Here is a 16,595-nt window from a genome sequence, read left to right as displayed (position 1 = left end):
TGCACATTCTTCGCGCCTACGATCGGTACCGCACAGCCGACCATCGTCTACCACGCATGAAGGATCTTCCACCGTGCCCGTCGCCCCGGACCCTCATCCATCCTTCGGCTCCCATGCATATCCACAACGATTAGTAACCACGGAGTGGCTGTCGGCAAACATCGGAACGCCCGGCCTCGTGATCGTGGAGTCCAACGAGGACATCCTGCTCTACGACATCGGACATGTTCCGGGTGCGGTCAAGATCGACTGGCGGGCCGAGCTTACCGATCCGCTGACCAGGGATGTGATCGACGGGGCCCGATTCGCGGAACTGATGCGCGCCAAGGGGATCGCCCGCGACGACACCGTCGTGGTGTACGGCGACAAGGCCAACGGAACCGCCGCCGCGACGGCGTGGGTGTTCGGCTTGTTCGGCCATCCCGATGTGCGCCTGCTCGACGGCGGCCGCGACGCCTGGATCTCCGAGGCGCGCGATACGACTTTCGAGGTCCCCGATATGGGACTGGGCGACTATCCGGTCGTCGAGCGCGACGACCGGGACGCGCGGGCTTTCCTCGAGGACATCCGGGCGCATCTGGGTCGTGCCGAGCCGGCGACCGGACTGCTCGATGTGCGCGAGGCCGTGGAATACACCGGTGAGCGCGAGCGCATCCTCGACCGCCCGGAGGAACAGTCGCTGCGCGCCGGGCACATTCCGACCGCCGTCAACATCCCGTGGACCGCGGCGGTGCACGGTGACGGCCGCTTCCGCTCCCGCGCCGAGCTGGAGCAGATCTACGCGCCGCTGCTGAACGTCGAGGACACCCTCGTCTACTGCCGCATCGGTGAGCATTCCGCGCATACCTGGTTCGTGCTGACCTCGCTGCTGGGGGTCGCGAACGTGCGCAATTACGACGGGTCCTGGACCGAGTGGAGCAATGCGGTGCGCAGCCCTATCGTCAAGGGTCGTGAACCGGGTTCGGCACCGGCCGACGTGTCGGCGGCGACACAGTCCGTCTAGGGTGTTGTTCACCTCACCGGTCGGACCTACCGTCCAGTAGCCCGGTCCACGTTCGGCGCCTGTTGGCACACTGCCTACACTCACCGAGACGTTAGTTTGTCGAAAGCACAGGAGGCTCAGTGGCCAGCCATGCCAGCGCGCAGATCACAAAGGTCCTGATCGCGAATCGGGGCGAGATCGCGGTGCGTGTGATCCGGGCCGCGAAGGATGCCGGTATCGCCAGTGTTGCCGTGTACGCGGAACCTGACGCGGAAGCGCCGTTCGTCAAGTTGGCGGACGAGGCGTTCGCCCTCGGCGGTCAGACGTCGGCGGAGTCGTACCTGGTGTTCGACAAGATTCTCGACGCGGCGCGCAAGTCCGGCGCCGACGCGATCCACCCCGGTTACGGATTCCTCTCCGAGAACGCCGACTTCGCTCAGGCCGTGCTGGACGCGGGCCTGATCTGGATCGGCCCCTCGCCGCAGTCGATCCGGGATCTGGGTGACAAGGTCACTGCCCGCCACATCGCCGAGCGCGCGCAGGCGCCGATGGCCGCGGGGACGAAGGATCCGGTCAAGGACGCCAACGAGGTCGTCGAGTTCGCGAAGCAGTACGGCGTGCCGGTGGCCATCAAGGCCGCCTTCGGTGGTGGTGGCCGCGGCATGAAGGTCGCCCACACCATCGAGGAGATTCCCGAGCTGTTCGAGTCGGCCACCCGGGAGGCGACCGCCGCGTTCGGCCGTGGCGAATGCTTCGTCGAGCAGTATCTGGACAAGGCCCGCCACGTCGAGGCGCAGGTGCTCGCCGACCAGCACGGCAACGTGATCGTCGCCGGTACCCGCGACTGCTCGCTGCAGCGCCGCTTCCAGAAGCTCGTCGAGGAGGCGCCCGCGCCGTTCCTGTCCGACGAGGTCCGGGGCAAGATCCACGAATCCGCCAAGCGGATCTGCAAGGAGGCCGGTTACTACGGCGCCGGCACCGTGGAGTACCTGGTGCAGGGCGAGACCGTGTCCTTCCTCGAGGTCAACACCCGCCTGCAGGTCGAGCACCCCGTCACCGAGGAGACCTCGGGTCTGGACCTGGTGCGCTGGCAGTTCCGCATCGCCAACGGCGAGGAACTGACCATCACCGAGGACCCGACCCCGCGCGGTCACTCGATCGAATTCCGTATCAACGGCGAGGACGCCGGCCGTGGGTTCCTGCCCGCGCCGGGCCCGGTCACCGTCTACAAGGAGCCGTCCGGCCCCGGTGTGCGCGTGGACTCCGGTGTGGTCGCGGGCAGCGTGATCGGCGGTCAGTTCGACTCGATGCTGGCCAAGCTGATCGTCACCGGTGAGAACCGCACCCAGGCACTGGAGCGCGCGGCGCGCGCGCTGGCCGAGTACGAGATCGAGGGCCTGGCGACGGTGCTGCCGTTCGATCGCCACATCGTCACCAACCCCGCGTTCGTCGGTCGTGTCACAGCAGACGGCTCCGAAACTTTCGACGTCTACACCAAGTGGATCGAGAACGAGTGGGACAACACCATCGAGCCCTACACCGGTGCTCAGCCGATCGAGGATGAGGACGAGGCGCCGCGCCAGACCGTGGTCGTCGAGGTCGGCGGCCGCCGTCTCGAGGTATCGCTGCCGGGGCAGTTCACCGTCGGTGCGGGTGCCGCCGGTGCGGCCGGCAACGGTGCGGGTGTGATCCGCAAGAAGCCGAAGCCGCGCAAGCGTGGCGGTGCCGGCGGTGCGGGCGCTTCCGGCGATGCCGTGACCGCGCCCATGCAGGGCACCGTGGTCAAGGTCGCCGTCGAGGAGGGCCAGTCCGTCGAGGCCGGCGACCTGATCGCGGTGCTCGAGGCCATGAAGATGGAGAACCCGGTCAACGCGCACAAGGCCGGTGTCGTGACCGGTCTCGCGGTCGAGGCCGGCGCCGCCATCACCCAGGGCACCGTGCTCGCCGAGATCAAGTAAGCCCCAACGGGTTTCGAGGGCCCCGCGTCGGAAACGGCGCGGGGCCCTCGTGTGTCCCGGGATGAGCGGACACCGATGCGTGCGACGGCCCGCGCGCGTGTGCTGGATCGGCCGGTGAACGCGTTGCACCGACGGAATGTGTTGTGGCGAAGAGGGTCTCAGCGCGGAGACTGCGGGAACTGGAACGGCGGCGGGATATTCGTCGGCCACGGGATGGTCCAGGCCGGCGGGATGACCGCGGTGGTGTACTGCGGTGCCGGTGTGTCCGGTGCGGTGGTGTCCGGAGCCGGCGTCGCCGAGGGGCGCGCGGTGGTGTTCGGCGCGGTCGGCGCGTAATACGTGCCGTTGCTCAGTAACACGGTACAGCCGGCGACGACCGCGAAGACGATGAGCGCCACGCCGATCAGGGCCGCCAGGCCCAGGCCCAGCGGTCGGCGGCGGGGTGCCGGCGGTGGCGCCACCGGCACTCTCCGGCTGGGCGCTGTGGGCGCGATGAGGGTGGGTCGAGGATTACCGGGCGGCGCCGGGATCGGTGGCTGCGGTCCGGCGACGATCGGGTATCCGGTGGCGGCGGGCAGCCGCGTGGCGGGCAGTTCCCGGGTGGCTCGCCCGGCGTCGCGCGGCGGCGCCGGTGGCGGGCCGGGGAAGGCCGCGGTGGAATCGGCGTCCGCCGGTTCCGACGGCAGCAGCGGGGGAGTGCGCACGGGTGCGGCCGGCATCGACACCGCTGCCCGGGCGGCGGCGGCCAGCTCACCCGCGGTGCGGTAGCGGTCGCCGGCCTGCTTGGCCATTCCGCGGGCGATGACCGCGTCCAGTGCCTCGGGAATGCGGCTGTCCGCGGCCGAGGGTCGTGGCGGCGCCTGATGCAGGTGGGCGTGCAACTGCTGGACCGCGTCGGTATCGCCGAAAGGCCGCTGCGCGGTGAGACATTCGTAGAGGACGCAGGCCAGGGAGTAGACGTCCGAGCGTGCGTCGCCGTGGCCGGTGAAACGTTCGGGCGCCATATAGGCGAGGGTGCCCACCGTGAAACCCGTTGCGGTGATGGTGGTTTGGCCGGCCGCCCGCGCGATGCCGAAATCGATGAGGTAGGCGAATCCCGTGGTGTGCACGATGATGTTCGCGGGCTTCACATCCCGATGGATCAGCCCGGCGGCGTGAGCGGCGTCGAGCGCCTCGGCGATCTGGGAGATCAGCTCGACCGCCTCGGTCGCTCCCATCACACCGGACCGGACCAGCTTCGCCAGATCGACGCCTGGGATATAGGCCATATCCAGATAGAGCCGGCCGTCGAATTCACCGAAGCGGTGGATCGGGGCGATATGCGGATTGTCCAGCCGGGCGCCGATGCGAGCCTCGCGTTCGAAGCGGCGCCGATAGTCGGCATCCTCGGCCGCGCTGCCCGACAGGATCTTCAACGCGACGGTCCGCGCCTCGGCCGGATCGTAGGCCAGCCACACCTCCCCGGCCGAACCCCGGCCGAGCCGGCGGTCCAGGCGGTACCGGCCGAATCGCCGTGAGCTCATCGGATCCACCCGAGGTGACCGGACGCTGCCGGTCGCGACGGCCACGCGGAGCAGCCGGTGCGAGCGGTGGGGAGTACCGGCGCGATATCGAGTAGGGCGACGGCGATGCCGATGCCGCGCTGGCGGAGCATATCCCGACCATAGTGCGGATTCGGGCAGTGCGGTACCCGGGCCGCTCCCGGTCCTGGCGGTGCGGAGCTCGGGTCGCCAGGACCGGCCGGCCGGGGTGGTGCGCGGTAATCTCGTGCTATGGCTGATTCTCCCGACGTCCGCATCGGTACCGCGGAGCGTGAGCAGGCGATGCAGCGATTGTCGGAGCATTTCGCGGCCGGGCGATTGTCGGTCGCGGAGTTCGACGAACGCAGCGGCGCCATCGCCGCGGCGGTGACCCGGGGGGATCTGGCTCCGGTCTTCGCCGATCTGCCGGTGGCGGTGCCCCAGGCGCCGGAACCGCCCGAGCCGTCGGCCGAGCAGCGCGGCGGTCGCCCCGAACTGACCGGGGCGATCATGGGCCTGGTGGTCATCATCGCGCTGGTGCTGTTCTTCACCACCCACACCTGGGTGTGGTTCCTGATGATTCCCGCGGCGGGCATCATCACCGGCGGAGCTCGCCGGCGCGACCGCGAGCACCGGATCCTCGGCGGCGACGCGTTCGGGGACCGGATACTCGAACGCCGGCATCGGCGGCGGAGGTACTGATGGAACCGATCGAGATCAACGCCGGGAGCTGGTACCTGCGCGCGATGCGGGCGGATGACCGCATCGACGATCGCCCGGCCTTGGCCGCGGGCGGTATCACCGATCCCGGCTACGTCGAGCGCCGCTCGCGGGAATGGGCCGAGCAGACGGGGTATTCGTGGGCGGTCTGCGAACCGACCACCGCCGAAATGGTGGCCGAGATCGTGGTCACGCCGAAAGCCGATGGCACCGCCGAGCTTTCGGGATGGTCCCGGGAGGGCTACGAGGCCGCACTGGACTCCGGCCTGACCGCGGTGAGCCGTTTCGTGGCCGGTGCGCTCGGGCTGCAACCGCTCTAGTCCACTCGAACACGCTGTGCGGCAGCACTTTCCGGCTCGCGCGAGCCGGCCGCCGCGTTAATTCGGTGGCTTCGGCACGGCTTCGCTCGCTACCGTGGAGACTCCGATCCCGGCACTGGGGAGGAGGTGCGCGATGTGGGAATGGAGTAGAACGGTGGCCCAGCGGGCCGCCGCCACGGCCTGGACGCGGCCGGTCGGTGAGCCGGTCCCGACGATCGTGGATCCGGAGGTGTGGACCGAATCGGCGCCACCGGGCATCGAGCGGACCGGCGGGGCGGAATCGGCCGATACCGGGCCGGCCGGTGCGGAGGTATCGATGGGCGATCGGGTCGGTGAGTACGCGGACTCCGGCTCGATCGTCCGACTCCGGGAGTACGGCCTGGCCGGATGATCACGCGCGGCGACGGAGCGGCGAATCGGGCGCGATGATCGGGCAGGAGTAGCGTGCTCTGCGTGCAGAGGCCACCGTTGGATGCCGAGACCCTGCGACGAACCGTCGCCGAGCAGCCCGACCTGTCGTTCTTCTCCCGTATCGATGTGGTGGAGTCGACGGGGTCGACCAATGCGGACCTGATCGCGCAGGCGGTCGATCCGGAATCCGATCATCGGGTGCTGGTCGCCGAATATCAGGACCGCGGCCGCGGCCGCCACGAGCGGTCGTGGGTGAGTCCGCCGCGCGCGCAGGTCGCGATGTCGATCCTGGTCCGGCTCGGCGGCATCGACCCGGCCCGGCTGGGCTGGTTGCCGCTGCTGACCGGTGTCGCCGTCGTGGACGCGATCCGCGCGACCGCCGGACTGGACGCGAATCTCAAGTGGCCCAACGACGTTCTCATCGGTGGACGCAAGGTGGCCGGCATCCTGGCCGAGGTGGCCTCCGGTGCCGGCGCACCGGCGGTGGTGGTCGGAGTCGGGCTCAATGTGAGCCTGACCGAGGACGAGTTGCCGGTGCCCCATGCCATTTCGCTGGATCTGGCCGGCGCCGAGAAGGTCGATCGCACCGAACTGGTGCTGTCACTGCTGCGTTCGTTCGCCGGATACTTCACCCGGTGGCGCACGGAGAACTGGGATGTCACCGAATTGGCCGCGGCCTACCGCGCACGGTGCGTCACGCTGGGCGCCGAGGTCCGTGCCGAATTGCCCGGTGGCGACGTCATCACCGGTGTGGCCACCGATGTCGACGGCTACGGCCGGTTGATCATCGGCGATCGGACCGTTTCGGCGGGAGACGTCACCCACCTGCGCCCGGCGTAGCGGCCGGGCCGGGCGCAGGTGACGCGCTCGGTACTCCCGCGGTTACACGGTGGTCAGGGCCCGGGCCCGCTCGCGGGCCAGCATCCGATCGCGCTGTTCCTCGAAGCGCACCACATCCTGTTCGAGCTTGGCGACGAAGGCGCCCAGCTCGTCGCGGGCCTGTTCACCGCGCGAACCGAAGTCGTTGCGCTCGAAGATGTTCCACTTCTTCAGCACCGGCGCGACGACCTCCTCCAGGTGCTGGCGCAGGTCGTAGATGCCGTGCTTGGCCATCAGCACGCCGTTGCGGCGGAAGTTGGGCATTCCGGCGCCGGGCATGACGAAGTTGGTGAGCACCTTGGTGATCGCCGTCATCGCCTGATCCGGCGCCAGATCCAGACCCGCTCCGCACAAACTCCGATAGAAGACCATGTGGAGGTTCTCGTCGGCGGCGATGCGCTGCAGCATGCGGTCGGCGATCGGGTCGTCGCACACCTTGCCGGTGTTGCGGTGGCTGACCCGGGTGGCCAGCTCTTGAAAGGTCACGTACGCAACGTTTTCCAGGAATCCGCCCCAATTGTCCGGGGACTGCACACCGTTGGTCATGTGGATCATGCGGGCCTGTTCGAGGGCCACCGGGTCGACCCCGCGGGTGACCACCAGGTAGTCGCGCATGACGATGCCGTGCCGGTTCTCCTCGGCCGTCCAGCGCCCCACCCAGGTGCCCCACGCGCCGTCCTGGGAGAAGTTCTCGGCGATCTCACGGTGGTAGGACGGCAGATTGTCCTCGGTGAGCAGGTTGGTGATCATCGCGACCTTGGCGACCTCGCTCAGTGACGACTGCTCCGGATCCCAGTCCACGCCTCCCATCGCCGCGAAGTTGCGGCCCCGATCCCACGGCACGTAGTCGTGCGGATGCCACTCCTTGGCCAGCGCCAGATGACGCTCGAGGTTCTGCTCGGCCACCGGCTCGAGTTCGGTGAGGATTTCCAGCTGGGTCAGATCCTTGGTCACACACGCCTCCGCTGTCGCACATCGAACATTCACAATGGGGGTCCGGATTTCCGGGGGTAACGCGATTCCGGCTGAGCACATCCGGGGAAGATCACCGGAGCCGGGGCATATCTGCCGCGGACGCCGTCCGGCCGGATACCGCGAGTCCGGTACCGTCGACCGAGGCAGCTGCTGATCGTGCAGCACAACGGCGTTCGCTGTCAGGCATTCTCGCATCATCAGGGGGTAGGGTTCGCGTATGGGTTATCCGGAGGAGCTGCTCGCGCCGGACGAGCAGCTGCTACTGCACCGTCATCCGCACTGGAAGATGTTGTTCTTGCCGGCGCTCACCTTCATCCTCGCCACGGCGCTGGCGGGATTCGCGAGCGGCCTGGCCTGGCGCAACACCGAGGGCACCGCCCGTAACGTGGTGCTCATCGCGGTGGTCGTGATCTGGGCGCTGCTGTTGCTGTGGCGCTGCCTGTCACCGGTGATTCGTTGGAAATCAACGCATTTCATCATCACCGACCGGCGGGTGCTGGTCCGGGAGGGTGTGCTCACCCACACCGGTATCGACATTCCGATGAACCGCATCTCCAGTGTGCAGTTCCGCCACGGGCTGTCGGACCGGCTCCTGGGTACCGGGACCCTCGTCATCGATGCCGCGTCCGGCGATCCACTGGAATACGACGACATTCCGAATGTGCAGAAGGTGCATTCGCTGCTGTACCACCAGGTTTTCGACAACCCACACGGTGAGCCGCGCTACGACCAATACCAGGACCCCCGCAACGGTTACCGCCAGTAGGTGCCCGGTCGGCCCGGTCGGCCCGGTTCGCCAGTAATCTTGTGCTGTGACCGCCGTACTGCTGGCCGAGGACGATGAGGCCATCGCCGCTCCGCTCTCGCGAGCGCTCGGGCGCGAAGGCTATTCGGTAACCGTCGAGAGTTTCGGGCCCGCCGTACTGCGCCGCGCTCTGGAGGGTGAGCACGATCTGCTCATTCTCGATCTGGGCCTGCCGGGAATGGACGGCCTGGAGGTGTGCCGCCAGGTGCGCGCCCGGGGCGCGGATCTGGCGGTGCTGATGTTGACGGCCCGCACCGACGAGGTCGACTTCGTGGTCGGACTCGACGCCGGCGCCGACGACTATGTCGGCAAACCGTTCCGGCTCGCCGAACTGCTCGCCCGGGTGCGAGCGTTGTTGCGGCGCAGCGGAATCGGTGACGAGGCGGTGGAGATCGGCGGCGTGCGGCTCGAGCCCGCCGCCCGCCGGGTGCTGGTCAACGGGCACGAGGTCAATCTGGCCAACAAGGAGTACGAACTGCTCAAGGTCCTCATCGACCGGGCCGGGCAGGTGGTGCCGCGCGAGACGATTCTGCGCGAGGTCTGGGGCGATGCGGATCTGCGCGGATCCAAAACTCTCGATATGCACATGTCGTGGTTGCGCCGCAAGATCGGTGACGAGGGGCCGGTCGCCGAGCGGCGCATCGTCACCGTGCGCGGTGTCGGATTCCGCTTCAACACCGATTGATCGCCGATGCGCCGCCGAATTCTGCTGTCCATGCTGGCCGCCCTGACCCTCACCACCGTGGTGCTGGGGATCCCGCTGGCGTTCACCGCCTGGCAATGGGTGGCCGATATCACCCGCAGCGATCTCCGGGCGCGCCTGGATCGCATGTCGGTGGAGATCGTGGGCCAGGAACGTGACGACGGACTGGTCCACGGCGTGCTGGATCTGCGCTCGGTACGCCCGCTGATCCCGTCCGGCGGCCGGTTGACCATCATCTATCCGACCCCCGAGGATGCCGCGCTGCGGGTGGACGCGGGTGCGCCCGAGGTGGAGAACCCGGTGGTGGAATCGCTGTCGATGGGGACATCGGGGTCGTTGCGGCTGGAGGTTCCGGCCGCGCCCATGCATTCGATGCAGCGCCAGGCCGTCGGTGCGGTGGCGCTGGTGGCGCTGGCTTCACTGGCCGCGGGTGCGGCCGTGGCGGTGGTGACCGCGCGCCGGGTCGCCGATCCGCTGCGGGATGTGGCCGCGCGTGCGGCGCGGCTCGCGAAGGGCGATTTCCGGCCCGACCCGCGCCGGCACGGCATCACCGAACTCGACCGGGTCTCCGATGTGCTCGATTCGGCGACCGTGGAGATCGCGGGCCGCCTGCAACGTGAACACGCGCTCGTCGCCGATGTCTCACATCAGCTGCGCAGCAGGCTGACCGCGGTGCGGTTGCGGCTGGACGAGTTGTCGGCGCATCCGGACCCCGCGGTGGTGCAGGAGTCGGAGGAGGCGATGGCGCAGGTCGATCGCCTCACCGAGGCGATCGACGAGCTGGTCCGGGATTCGCGGGACCAGGATGCCGCCGATCACGAGCCGGTTCCGGTGGTCGCGGAACTGCGCGGGGTGGTCGCGGAATGGCGGCACCCCTTCGCCGAGGCCGGGCGCAGACTCGTCCTGGCCGGTGATTCGGGGCTCCGCGCGCCCATCACCGGATCACGGCTGCGGGAGGCGGTGGCGGTGCTGGTCGACAACGCGCTGGTGCACGGTGGCGGCGACTGCACGGTATCGGTGCGCACCGTCTACGGCGGCCCGGATCGGGAGCCGCTGGTGGCCGTGGAGGTCGCCGACGAGGGTGAGGGCGTCAGCGATGAGCTCGCCCCGCACATCTTCGACCGGGGCTTCTCCGGTGCCGGATCCACCGGTGTGGGGTTGGCGCTGGCGCGTGCCCTGATCGAGGCCGACGGCGGCCGACTGGAGTTGCAGCGACGTCGCCCGGCACTGTTCGCGGTCTTTCTCGGAAAGCCCACCACGGGGCGTTCGGGTAACGGCGTCGTCGGCGAACCGCGCTGAGCGCGAGTGGTCGATCCGGGCGCGGCGCGGGTGGGAAATGCCTTGCCGGGCGCCGGAATTGTCGTGTTGGAAAGTCGGTGCGAAACGCCGCGATCAGCTGCTGCCGAGCGGCCTTTCCTCCTCGTACAAATCTTCGAATTCCTCGACCAGGGCATCGATTTCGTCGGGGAACACCCAGCGCTTCATCATCCAGAATCGGAACACCATCTGCAGGATGTTGCCGATGATGAAGGCGCTGACGAAGTCGGCGATGTTCTCCGCCATCAAGCTCACATCGGGGACGTGCAGGTGGAACGCGTAGCGCGAAATCCAGAGCGGCAGATTGGACAGCAGCACGCCGATGGCGCTGACCACGAAGAACAGCAGCGCCTCGTGGTGTCTCTCACGTCCGCCCCGGCCCTTGAACGACCATTCCCGATTCAGGATGTAGGACGCGATGACCGCGATTACTCCGGAAATGATCTTGGCGGTGATCGGTTTCGGCGACAAAACCGTCAATTTGAGAATGTAGAAGATGCCACTGTCGATGACGAAAGTGGTCGCTCCGACAATGGCGAACTTGATCAGCTCGTGATGACGGATTGCCAGGTCCCGGAGTGTTTTGGGCAGGATGTTGACCGCATCGTCGACAAATGACACCCGATGAGTCTACGTCCGCCCTCCGCCGGGCAATCAACCCGCACTCGTTGTGGTACCGGCGGCCATGACAACATGGTGGGCTGTGAGCGAGCGTAGTGGTCCTTCGATCGACCCCTCGAGCGGGGTGTCCGTGGTTGCCGAGGGTGAACCGGTGCCGGCGTCGCGTGGATTGGCCGGCGGTGCCATGCCGACCGTGGCGATGATCGGCGGCGGTCAGCTGGCGCGGATGACGCACCAGGCCGCGGTGGCGCTGGGACAGTGCCTGCGAGTGCTGGCCGAGCGTCCCGACGAACCGGCGGCGCAGGTCAGCCCCGAGGTGGTCCTCGGATCGCATACCGATCTGGCGGCGCTGCGCAAGGTGGCCGTGGGGACGCACGCGCTGACCTTCGACCACGAGCACGTGCCGACCGAACATCTGCGGGCACTGGTGTCGGAGGGGGTGAACGTGCAGCCGCCGCCGGCCGCGCTGATCTACGCGCAGGACAAACTGGCGATGCGCCGCAAACTCGCCGAGATGGGTGTGCCGGTACCGGCGTTCACCGCGGTCGAGTCCGTGGCCGATGCCACCGGTTTCGCGGCCGAGCACGGACCGTTCGTACTCAAGGCGGTGCGCGGCGGCTACGACGGGCGCGGGGTCTGGATGATCGAGGATGCCGCCGAGGCCGAACGCGTCGTCACCGACCAGTTGGCGCACGGTGTGACCCTGCTCGCCGAACAGCGTGTCGAGCTGAAGCGTGAGCTCTCGGCGATGGTGGCGCGGTCGCCGTTCGGGCAGGCGGCGGCCTGGCCGGTGGTGGAGACCGTGCAGCGGGAAGGGCAGTGCGCGGTGGTGATCGCGCCCGCGCCGGAGTTGTCGGACGCGGCCGCGACCGAGGCCGAATCGCTGGCGCTGCGGCTGGCCGCGGAACTGGGCGTCACCGGTGCGATGGCGGTGGAGCTCTTCGAGACCCGCGACGGCGCGCTGCTGGTCAACGAGCTGGCGATGCGGCCGCACAATTCCGGGCACTGGGGGATGGACGGCGCCGTCACCGGTCAGTTCGAACAGCATCTGCGCGCGGTGCTGGACTATCCGCTCGGTGCGACCACGGCGCTGGCGCCGGTGACGGTGATGGCCAATATCCTCGGTGCCGCCGAGGCGCCCGCAATGTCGATGGACGAGCGCCTGCATCACCTGTTCGCCCGGATTCCCGAGGCGAAGGTGCATCTCTACGGCAAGGGTGAACGCCCGAAACGCAAGATCGGGCACGTGAACATCCTCGGCGACGATGTGGCCGAGGTACGAGAGAAGGCCGAACGGGCGGCGCACTGGATGTCGCACGCGGTGTGGACCGACGGATGGGACCCCCATGAGTGATGTAGCGCAGGTCGGCCTGATCATGGGCAGCGATTCCGACTGGCCCACCATGGAGGCCGCGGCGGAGGCCCTGGCGGAGTTCGGGATTCGCTTCGAGGTGGGTGTGGTCTCGGCGCATCGCACCCCGCAGCGGATGCTCGACTACGCCCGCGACGCCGCCGGCCGGGGTGTCAAGGTCATCATCGCCGGTGCCGGCGGCGCCGCCCACCTGCCCGGAATGGTCGCCTCCGCCACCGCGCTCCCGGTGATCGGCGTCCCGGTCCCGCTGAAGTACCTCGACGGCATGGACTCACTGCTGTCGATCGTGCAGATGCCCGCGGGTGTCCCGGTCGCCACCGTCTCCATCGGCGGCGCCCGCAACGCGGGACTGCTCGCGGTCCGCATCCTCGCCGCCGCCGACCCGCGACTGCGCGCTCGCATGGAACAGTTCCAGGCCGACCTGGAAAAGCTGGTCCTGGACAAGGACGAAGCCCTGCGCACCCGCCTGCTGGGATGATGGCGGTATGCCGACCGGCCCACTGATCTCGCGAGCGCATGGGTAACTCATCGGGCGCGCCCGAACGGCGCCCCGACCCGCGGCCGCCTGCTCGAAGCGCGATTCCGCCCGCACCGCACGGCGTGAAGAAGTCCCGAGGAGGCGGTACCGCGGTCGATCACGCGTTGCGGTTGTTCGCCGAGCAGGGGTACGAGGCGACGACGGTGGACGAGATCGCGGAGGCGGCGGGGATCTCGCGGCGGACCTTCTTCCGGCAGTTCCGGTCGAAGGAGGATGTGGTGTTCGCCGATCACGAGGAGCAGCTCGCCCGGGCGCAGGCGTATCTGGCCGCGGCACAGGGCGATCCGTGGGATGCCGTGCGCGAGGCCGTGGTGGGGATCTTCGAGCGGTTCACCGAGACCAGAGAGCTGGCCGCGCGCCGCTACCGGGTCGTGCGTCAGGCCCCGGCGCTGCGGGACCGCGAGATCGTGACCGTGTTCCGCTACGAGCGGTTGTTCACCGACTATCTGCGGTCCCGGCTGCCGGAGGTGGCCGATCTGGCGTTGATCCAGTTCAGCGCCGCCGTCACCGCCACCCACAACTATCTGCTGCGCCGGATGGTGCGCGGGGAGTCGGAGGCGACCGCGGCGGATCTGCGTGCCGCGGTGCGGGCGATCGCGCCCGGTGGTCCGGCCGGGACGCCGGCGGAGATGGTGGTGGCGGTGTTCCCGCGGGACATGCCCGCGCGGCAGGCCGCCGAGCTGCTGGCCGACCGTCTCGGTAATCTGTGAGCGCGGCCACACCGCACCCCTAGTGGCACTGAGTGCCAGTCGAAATGAGGGACATCCGCTCACGTCGCCGAGCTTTCGAGGCGTATACTAGGGTGCAAATGGCACTGAGTGCCGAGGTGCTGGCAGTGCCGGAGTGCGCGGACCAGGCGAACCCGAAACCCCACGACCAGGAGTGAACCCATGGCGGGCAACCCCGATTTCGATCTCTTCAAGCTGGACGACATCCACAACGAGCTGCGCGAGGCGATTCGCGGCCTGGCCGAGAAGGAGATCGCCCCGCACGCGAAGGATGTCGACGGCAACGCCCGGTTCCCGCAGGAGGCCCTGAGCGCGCTGAACGCCGCGGGCTTCAACGCCGTGCACGTGCCCGAGACCTACGGCGGCCAGGGTGCCGACTCGGTCGCCACCTGCATCGTCATCGAGGAGGTCGCGCGGGTCTGTGGTTCGTCCTCGCTGATCCCGGCGGTGAACAAGCTCGGCACCATGGGGCTGATCCTGCAGGGCTCCGAGGAGCTCAAGCAGAAGGTGCTGCCCGACCTCGTCGACGGCAAGATGGCCTCCTACTGCCTGTCCGAGCGCGAGGCGGGTTCGGATGCCGCCTCCATGCGTACCCGCGCCAAGCGCGACGGCGACGACTGGGTGATCAACGGCTCCAAGTGCTGGATCACCAACGGCGGCCAGTCCACCTGGTACACCGTGATGGCCGTGACCGATCCGGACAAGGGTGCCAACGGCATCTCCGCGTTCATGGTCCACAAGGACGACGAGGGCTTCGTGGTCGGCCCGCTCGAGCACAAGCTGGGTATCAAGGGTTCGCCGACCGCCGAGCTGTACTTCGAGAACTGCCGCATCCCGGGTGACCGGATCATCGGCGCCGAGGGCACCGGTTTCAAGACCGCGCTGCAGACCCTCGACCACACCCGTCCCACCATCGGCGCGCAGGCCGTGGGTCTGGCCCAGGGTGCGCTGGACGCCGCGATCGCCTACACGAAGGATCGCAAGCAGTTCGGCAAGGCCATCGCCGATTTCCAGAACACTCAGTTCATGCTCGCCGATATGGCGATGAAGGTGGAGGCCGCGCGCTTGATGGTCTACACCTCGGCCGCCCGCGCCGAGCGTGGTGAGAAGAACCTGGGCTTCATCTCCGCGGCGTCCAAGTGCTTCGCCTCCGATGTCGCCATGGAGGTGACCACCAACGCGGTGCAGCTGTTCGGTGGCGCCGGCTACACCACCGACTTCCCGGTGGAGCGGATGATGCGCGATGCCAAGATCACCCAGATCTACGAGGGCACCAACCAGATTCAGCGTCTGGTGATGTCGCGGCAGCTGCTGCGGTGATCGGGGCTCGTCGGTAGTACCCGCCGGACGGCGGCCCGAGTCTCGTGCTCGGGCCGCCGTCCGCTTTCGGTTCGGCCGGTGGTCGCGGGGGCGCGATCGGCGCCCTGGTGACTGTCAGGGCTCTTACGGTATCGAATCGGTGAATTCAGTGAACTACCGGCAATTTTCGCTGGTAGAACGGTGGTGCCACGAAAAACTCTGAGAAGGTTTTTCATCTGCAAGCTCAAATGATCGCTCAGTCGCAATCGGGCGAATTCGGAATTGTCCCAACGGCTTTCGCAGCGCAATATTGATGCATGGCAGGCGTGGAGATCACCGACAGGTTCGTGCGCCGTACCCTGGACAACGGGCGAATCGAAGAGGTTACGTGGCAGGAGCTGACCGAGGTGCGCATCATCACCACCGCGGACGGCCCGTTTGCCGACGATGTGTTCTTCGTGCTGATCGGTGCGCGCGGTAACGGTTGCGTGGTTCCGCATTCCGCCGCCGACAACGAGTTCCTGATCCGCCTGCAACAGCTTGCCGGTTTCGACAACGCCAAGGTGATCCAGGCGATGGGGACGGTCGGCGACCGGCAATTCTTGGTGTGGCGCCGCAGGCCCTAGGCGACCAGATCGGCGTACTCGCGGTGGTCGCCGATGTATTGCTCGACGTACCAGCAGGTCGGCACGACGGCGAATCCGGCTGCGCGGCAATCGGTGAGCGCGTACTCGACCAGCTGTCCCGCCACCCCGCGACCGCGGAACTCCGGGAAAGTGAGCGTGTGGTTGAGATCCCGGATCCGCTTCCCGCCCTCGGCGGTCTCGGTGTAGTCCGCGTAGCCGGCGAGGGTGTCATCGATGTAGATCTCGTACCGGGTGGCGGCCGTATTGTGCTCGAGCCTGGTCGTCATACCCGATAGAACGGACGCATCCGCCCGATTTGTTCCGCGCCGCGGCGGGAACGCGACAGCCGTGCGCGTCCCGCCGCCGGCGTATGCGGGTGTTGTCAGCCGCCGCAGACTCGATTGAGTTCATCGGTGAACGGACGCAGATCGGTGACGTTGTCGTCGACCAGGGCGTTGGCGTATCCGACGATCACCGCCCTCTCCTCGCCGACGGCGATGTCGCCGACAGCGGACAACCTGTCGTGCAGGGCCTGCGCCGTTTCGGCGTCGAAGGTGCCGCCGCTCATCCCGACTCCGGCATTGACGAGATCGATGGCTCGGTCGCAGGCGGGGGATTTCGCCTGCGCTTCGGCCGCGGGAAGGGTCAGGACCAGGAGTGAGGCGGTGGTTGCGGTGCTGAGCAGGGCCGCGGAGAAAGTTCTGATCATCGTCGTCGACAAGACTTTCCGGAGGGGTCCGCTCATCGAGCGAGCGGACCGGAGAATCCGCAGCCTAATGGTTGATTGTCCGATTTGAGAATTTCTTTCGGGGAACTCGCAT

19 protein-coding genes are annotated in these 16,595 nt (G+C 68.0%); 14 read left to right on the top strand and 5 right to left on the bottom strand.

All coding sequences use genetic code 11. The features are described 5' to 3' along the window. Positions 1–73 precede the first annotated feature (73 nt). Positions 74–1,003 carry a sulfurtransferase gene (locus tag LKD76_RS26470; protein ID WP_227984126.1) on the top strand — a complete coding sequence of 310 codons (930 nt, stop codon included), beginning with the start codon at positions 74–76 and terminating at the stop codon, positions 1,001–1,003. Positions 1,004–1,122: 119 nt separating this feature from the next. Then, positions 1,123–2,940 carry an acetyl-CoA carboxylase biotin carboxylase subunit gene (locus LKD76_RS26465; protein ID WP_227984125.1) on the top strand — a complete coding sequence of 606 codons (1,818 nt, stop codon included), beginning with the start codon at positions 1,123–1,125 and terminating at the stop codon, positions 2,938–2,940. Between the two features lie 158 nt (positions 2,941–3,098). On the opposite strand, the gene LKD76_RS26460 is transcribed toward LKD76_RS26465, so the two are convergent. After that, positions 3,099–4,463: a serine/threonine-protein kinase gene (locus tag LKD76_RS26460; RefSeq protein ID WP_227984124.1), complete on the bottom strand. Its 1,365-nt coding sequence runs from the start codon at positions 4,461–4,463 to the stop codon at positions 3,099–3,101. 249 nt (positions 4,464–4,712) lie between these two features. On the opposite strand from LKD76_RS26460, the gene LKD76_RS26455 reads away from it, so the two are divergent. The 4 genes from LKD76_RS26455 (at position 4,713) to LKD76_RS26440 (ending at position 6,751) form a co-directional block, all read left to right on the top strand. Further along, complete coding sequence (locus tag LKD76_RS26455) at positions 4,713–5,162, top strand: DUF1707 SHOCT-like domain-containing protein (RefSeq protein ID WP_227984123.1); 450 nt, start codon at positions 4,713–4,715, stop codon at positions 5,160–5,162. Then, complete coding sequence (locus tag LKD76_RS26450; RefSeq protein WP_227984122.1) at positions 5,162–5,500, top strand: hypothetical protein; 339 nt, start codon at positions 5,162–5,164, stop codon at positions 5,498–5,500. Before LKD76_RS26455 ends, LKD76_RS26450 begins: the two co-directional genes overlap by 1 nt. A gap of 133 nt (positions 5,501–5,633) precedes the next feature. Beyond that, a complete protein-coding gene (locus LKD76_RS26445; protein WP_227984121.1) occupies positions 5,634–5,891 on the top strand; it encodes a hypothetical protein in 258 nt (85 codons plus the stop codon). A 62-nt stretch (positions 5,892–5,953) separates the two neighbouring features. Next, positions 5,954–6,751, top strand: a complete 798-nt coding sequence (locus LKD76_RS26440; RefSeq protein WP_227984120.1) for a biotin--[acetyl-CoA-carboxylase] ligase — start codon at positions 5,954–5,956, stop codon at positions 6,749–6,751. Positions 6,752–6,793: 42 nt separating this feature from the next. Here the strand turns inward: LKD76_RS26440 and LKD76_RS26435 are convergent, their stop codons facing one another. Further along, the gene (locus LKD76_RS26435) at positions 6,794–7,744 is read right to left on the bottom strand and encodes an acyl-ACP desaturase (protein WP_227984119.1); all 951 of its coding nucleotides are present in this window, start codon (positions 7,742–7,744) and stop codon (positions 6,794–6,796) included. 238 nt (positions 7,745–7,982) lie between these two features. On the opposite strand from LKD76_RS26435, the gene LKD76_RS26430 reads away from it, so the two are divergent. From LKD76_RS26430 to LKD76_RS26420, 3 genes are read left to right on the top strand one after another with little or no spacing between them, the layout of a single operon-like run. Next, on the top strand, positions 7,983–8,531 hold the full coding sequence (locus LKD76_RS26430; protein ID WP_227984118.1) for a PH domain-containing protein: 549 nt from the start codon (positions 7,983–7,985) through the stop codon (positions 8,529–8,531). 46 nt (positions 8,532–8,577) lie between these two features. Then, positions 8,578–9,255, top strand: coding sequence for a response regulator transcription factor (locus LKD76_RS26425; protein ID WP_030513615.1), 678 nt, complete (start codon positions 8,578–8,580; stop codon positions 9,253–9,255). A gap of 6 nt (positions 9,256–9,261) precedes the next feature. Then, entirely contained in the window at positions 9,262–10,572 is a 1,311-nt protein-coding gene (locus LKD76_RS26420; RefSeq protein ID WP_227984117.1) for a sensor histidine kinase, read from the top strand. A gap of 93 nt (positions 10,573–10,665) precedes the next feature. Here the strand turns inward: LKD76_RS26420 and LKD76_RS26415 are convergent, their stop codons facing one another. Next, the gene (locus tag LKD76_RS26415) at positions 10,666–11,211 is read right to left on the bottom strand and encodes a GtrA family protein (RefSeq protein ID WP_372465932.1); all 546 of its coding nucleotides are present in this window, start codon (positions 11,209–11,211) and stop codon (positions 10,666–10,668) included. Positions 11,212–11,395: 184 nt separating this feature from the next. Between LKD76_RS26415 and LKD76_RS26410 the strand changes: the two genes are divergently transcribed. From LKD76_RS26410 to LKD76_RS26390, 5 genes are all read left to right on the top strand, one after another. After that, positions 11,396–12,565 (top strand): 5-(carboxyamino)imidazole ribonucleotide synthase, encoded by a 1,170-nt coding sequence (locus tag LKD76_RS26410; RefSeq protein ID WP_227985409.1) that lies wholly within the window; start codon positions 11,396–11,398, stop codon positions 12,563–12,565. After that, entirely contained in the window at positions 12,558–13,061 is a 504-nt protein-coding gene (gene purE / locus LKD76_RS26405) for a 5-(carboxyamino)imidazole ribonucleotide mutase (RefSeq protein WP_227984116.1), read from the top strand. The genes LKD76_RS26410 and purE overlap by 8 nt, the downstream gene beginning before the upstream one ends. Before the next feature lie 122 nt (positions 13,062–13,183). After that, the gene (locus tag LKD76_RS26400) at positions 13,184–13,831 is read left to right on the top strand and encodes a TetR family transcriptional regulator (protein ID WP_227984115.1); all 648 of its coding nucleotides are present in this window, start codon (positions 13,184–13,186) and stop codon (positions 13,829–13,831) included. A gap of 180 nt (positions 13,832–14,011) precedes the next feature. Then, positions 14,012–15,169 carry an acyl-CoA dehydrogenase gene (locus LKD76_RS26395; protein WP_227984114.1) on the top strand — a complete coding sequence of 386 codons (1,158 nt, stop codon included), beginning with the start codon at positions 14,012–14,014 and terminating at the stop codon, positions 15,167–15,169. A 296-nt stretch (positions 15,170–15,465) separates the two neighbouring features. Further along, positions 15,466–15,774, top strand: coding sequence for a hypothetical protein (locus LKD76_RS26390; RefSeq protein WP_227984113.1), 309 nt, complete (start codon positions 15,466–15,468; stop codon positions 15,772–15,774). On the opposite strand, the gene LKD76_RS26385 is transcribed toward LKD76_RS26390, so the two are convergent. Both LKD76_RS26385 and LKD76_RS26380 read right to left on the bottom strand, forming a co-directional pair. Continuing rightward, positions 15,771–16,061, bottom strand: a complete 291-nt coding sequence (locus LKD76_RS26385) for a GNAT family N-acetyltransferase (RefSeq protein WP_227984112.1) — start codon at positions 16,059–16,061, stop codon at positions 15,771–15,773. The two genes, LKD76_RS26390 and LKD76_RS26385, sit on opposite strands and share 4 nt — an antisense overlap. Positions 16,062–16,156: 95 nt before the next feature. Further along, positions 16,157–16,483 (bottom strand): hypothetical protein, encoded by a 327-nt coding sequence (locus tag LKD76_RS26380; RefSeq protein WP_227984111.1) that lies wholly within the window; start codon positions 16,481–16,483, stop codon positions 16,157–16,159. Between the last annotated feature and the right edge of the window lie 112 nt (positions 16,484–16,595).

It is taken from the genome of Nocardia spumae (assembly GCF_020733635.1).
GTDB lineage: Bacteria > Actinomycetota > Actinomycetes > Mycobacteriales > Mycobacteriaceae > Nocardia > Nocardia spumae.
This window is presented reverse-complemented; position numbering and strand designations above follow the sequence as displayed.

Bases quoted from the DNA above. Each gene is read 5' to 3' on its own strand.
- LKD76_RS26460 (WP_227984124.1), bottom strand. From the start codon at position 4,463: ATGAGCTCACGGCGATTCGGCCGGTACCGCCTGGACCGCCGGCTCGGC.
- LKD76_RS26455 (WP_227984123.1), top strand. From the start codon at position 4,713: ATGGCTGATTCTCCCGACGTCCGCATCGGTACCGCGGAGCGTGAGCAG.
- LKD76_RS26450 (WP_227984122.1), top strand. From the start codon at position 5,162: ATGGAACCGATCGAGATCAACGCCGGGAGCTGGTACCTGCGCGCGATG.
- LKD76_RS26445 (WP_227984121.1), top strand. From the start codon at position 5,634: ATGTGGGAATGGAGTAGAACGGTGGCCCAGCGGGCCGCCGCCACGGCC.
- LKD76_RS26430 (WP_227984118.1), top strand. From the start codon at position 7,983: ATGGGTTATCCGGAGGAGCTGCTCGCGCCGGACGAGCAGCTGCTACTG.
- LKD76_RS26420 (WP_227984117.1), top strand. From the start codon at position 9,262: ATGCGCCGCCGAATTCTGCTGTCCATGCTGGCCGCCCTGACCCTCACC.
- LKD76_RS26410 (WP_227985409.1), top strand. From the start codon at position 11,396: ATGCCGACCGTGGCGATGATCGGCGGCGGTCAGCTGGCGCGGATGACG.
- purE (WP_227984116.1), top strand. From the start codon at position 12,558: ATGAGTGATGTAGCGCAGGTCGGCCTGATCATGGGCAGCGATTCCGAC.
- LKD76_RS26395 (WP_227984114.1), top strand. From the start codon at position 14,012: ATGGCGGGCAACCCCGATTTCGATCTCTTCAAGCTGGACGACATCCAC.
- LKD76_RS26390 (WP_227984113.1), top strand. From the start codon at position 15,466: ATGGCAGGCGTGGAGATCACCGACAGGTTCGTGCGCCGTACCCTGGAC.
- LKD76_RS26385 (WP_227984112.1), bottom strand. From the start codon at position 16,061: ATGACGACCAGGCTCGAGCACAATACGGCCGCCACCCGGTACGAGATC.
- LKD76_RS26380 (WP_227984111.1), bottom strand. From the start codon at position 16,483: ATGATCAGAACTTTCTCCGCGGCCCTGCTCAGCACCGCAACCACCGCC.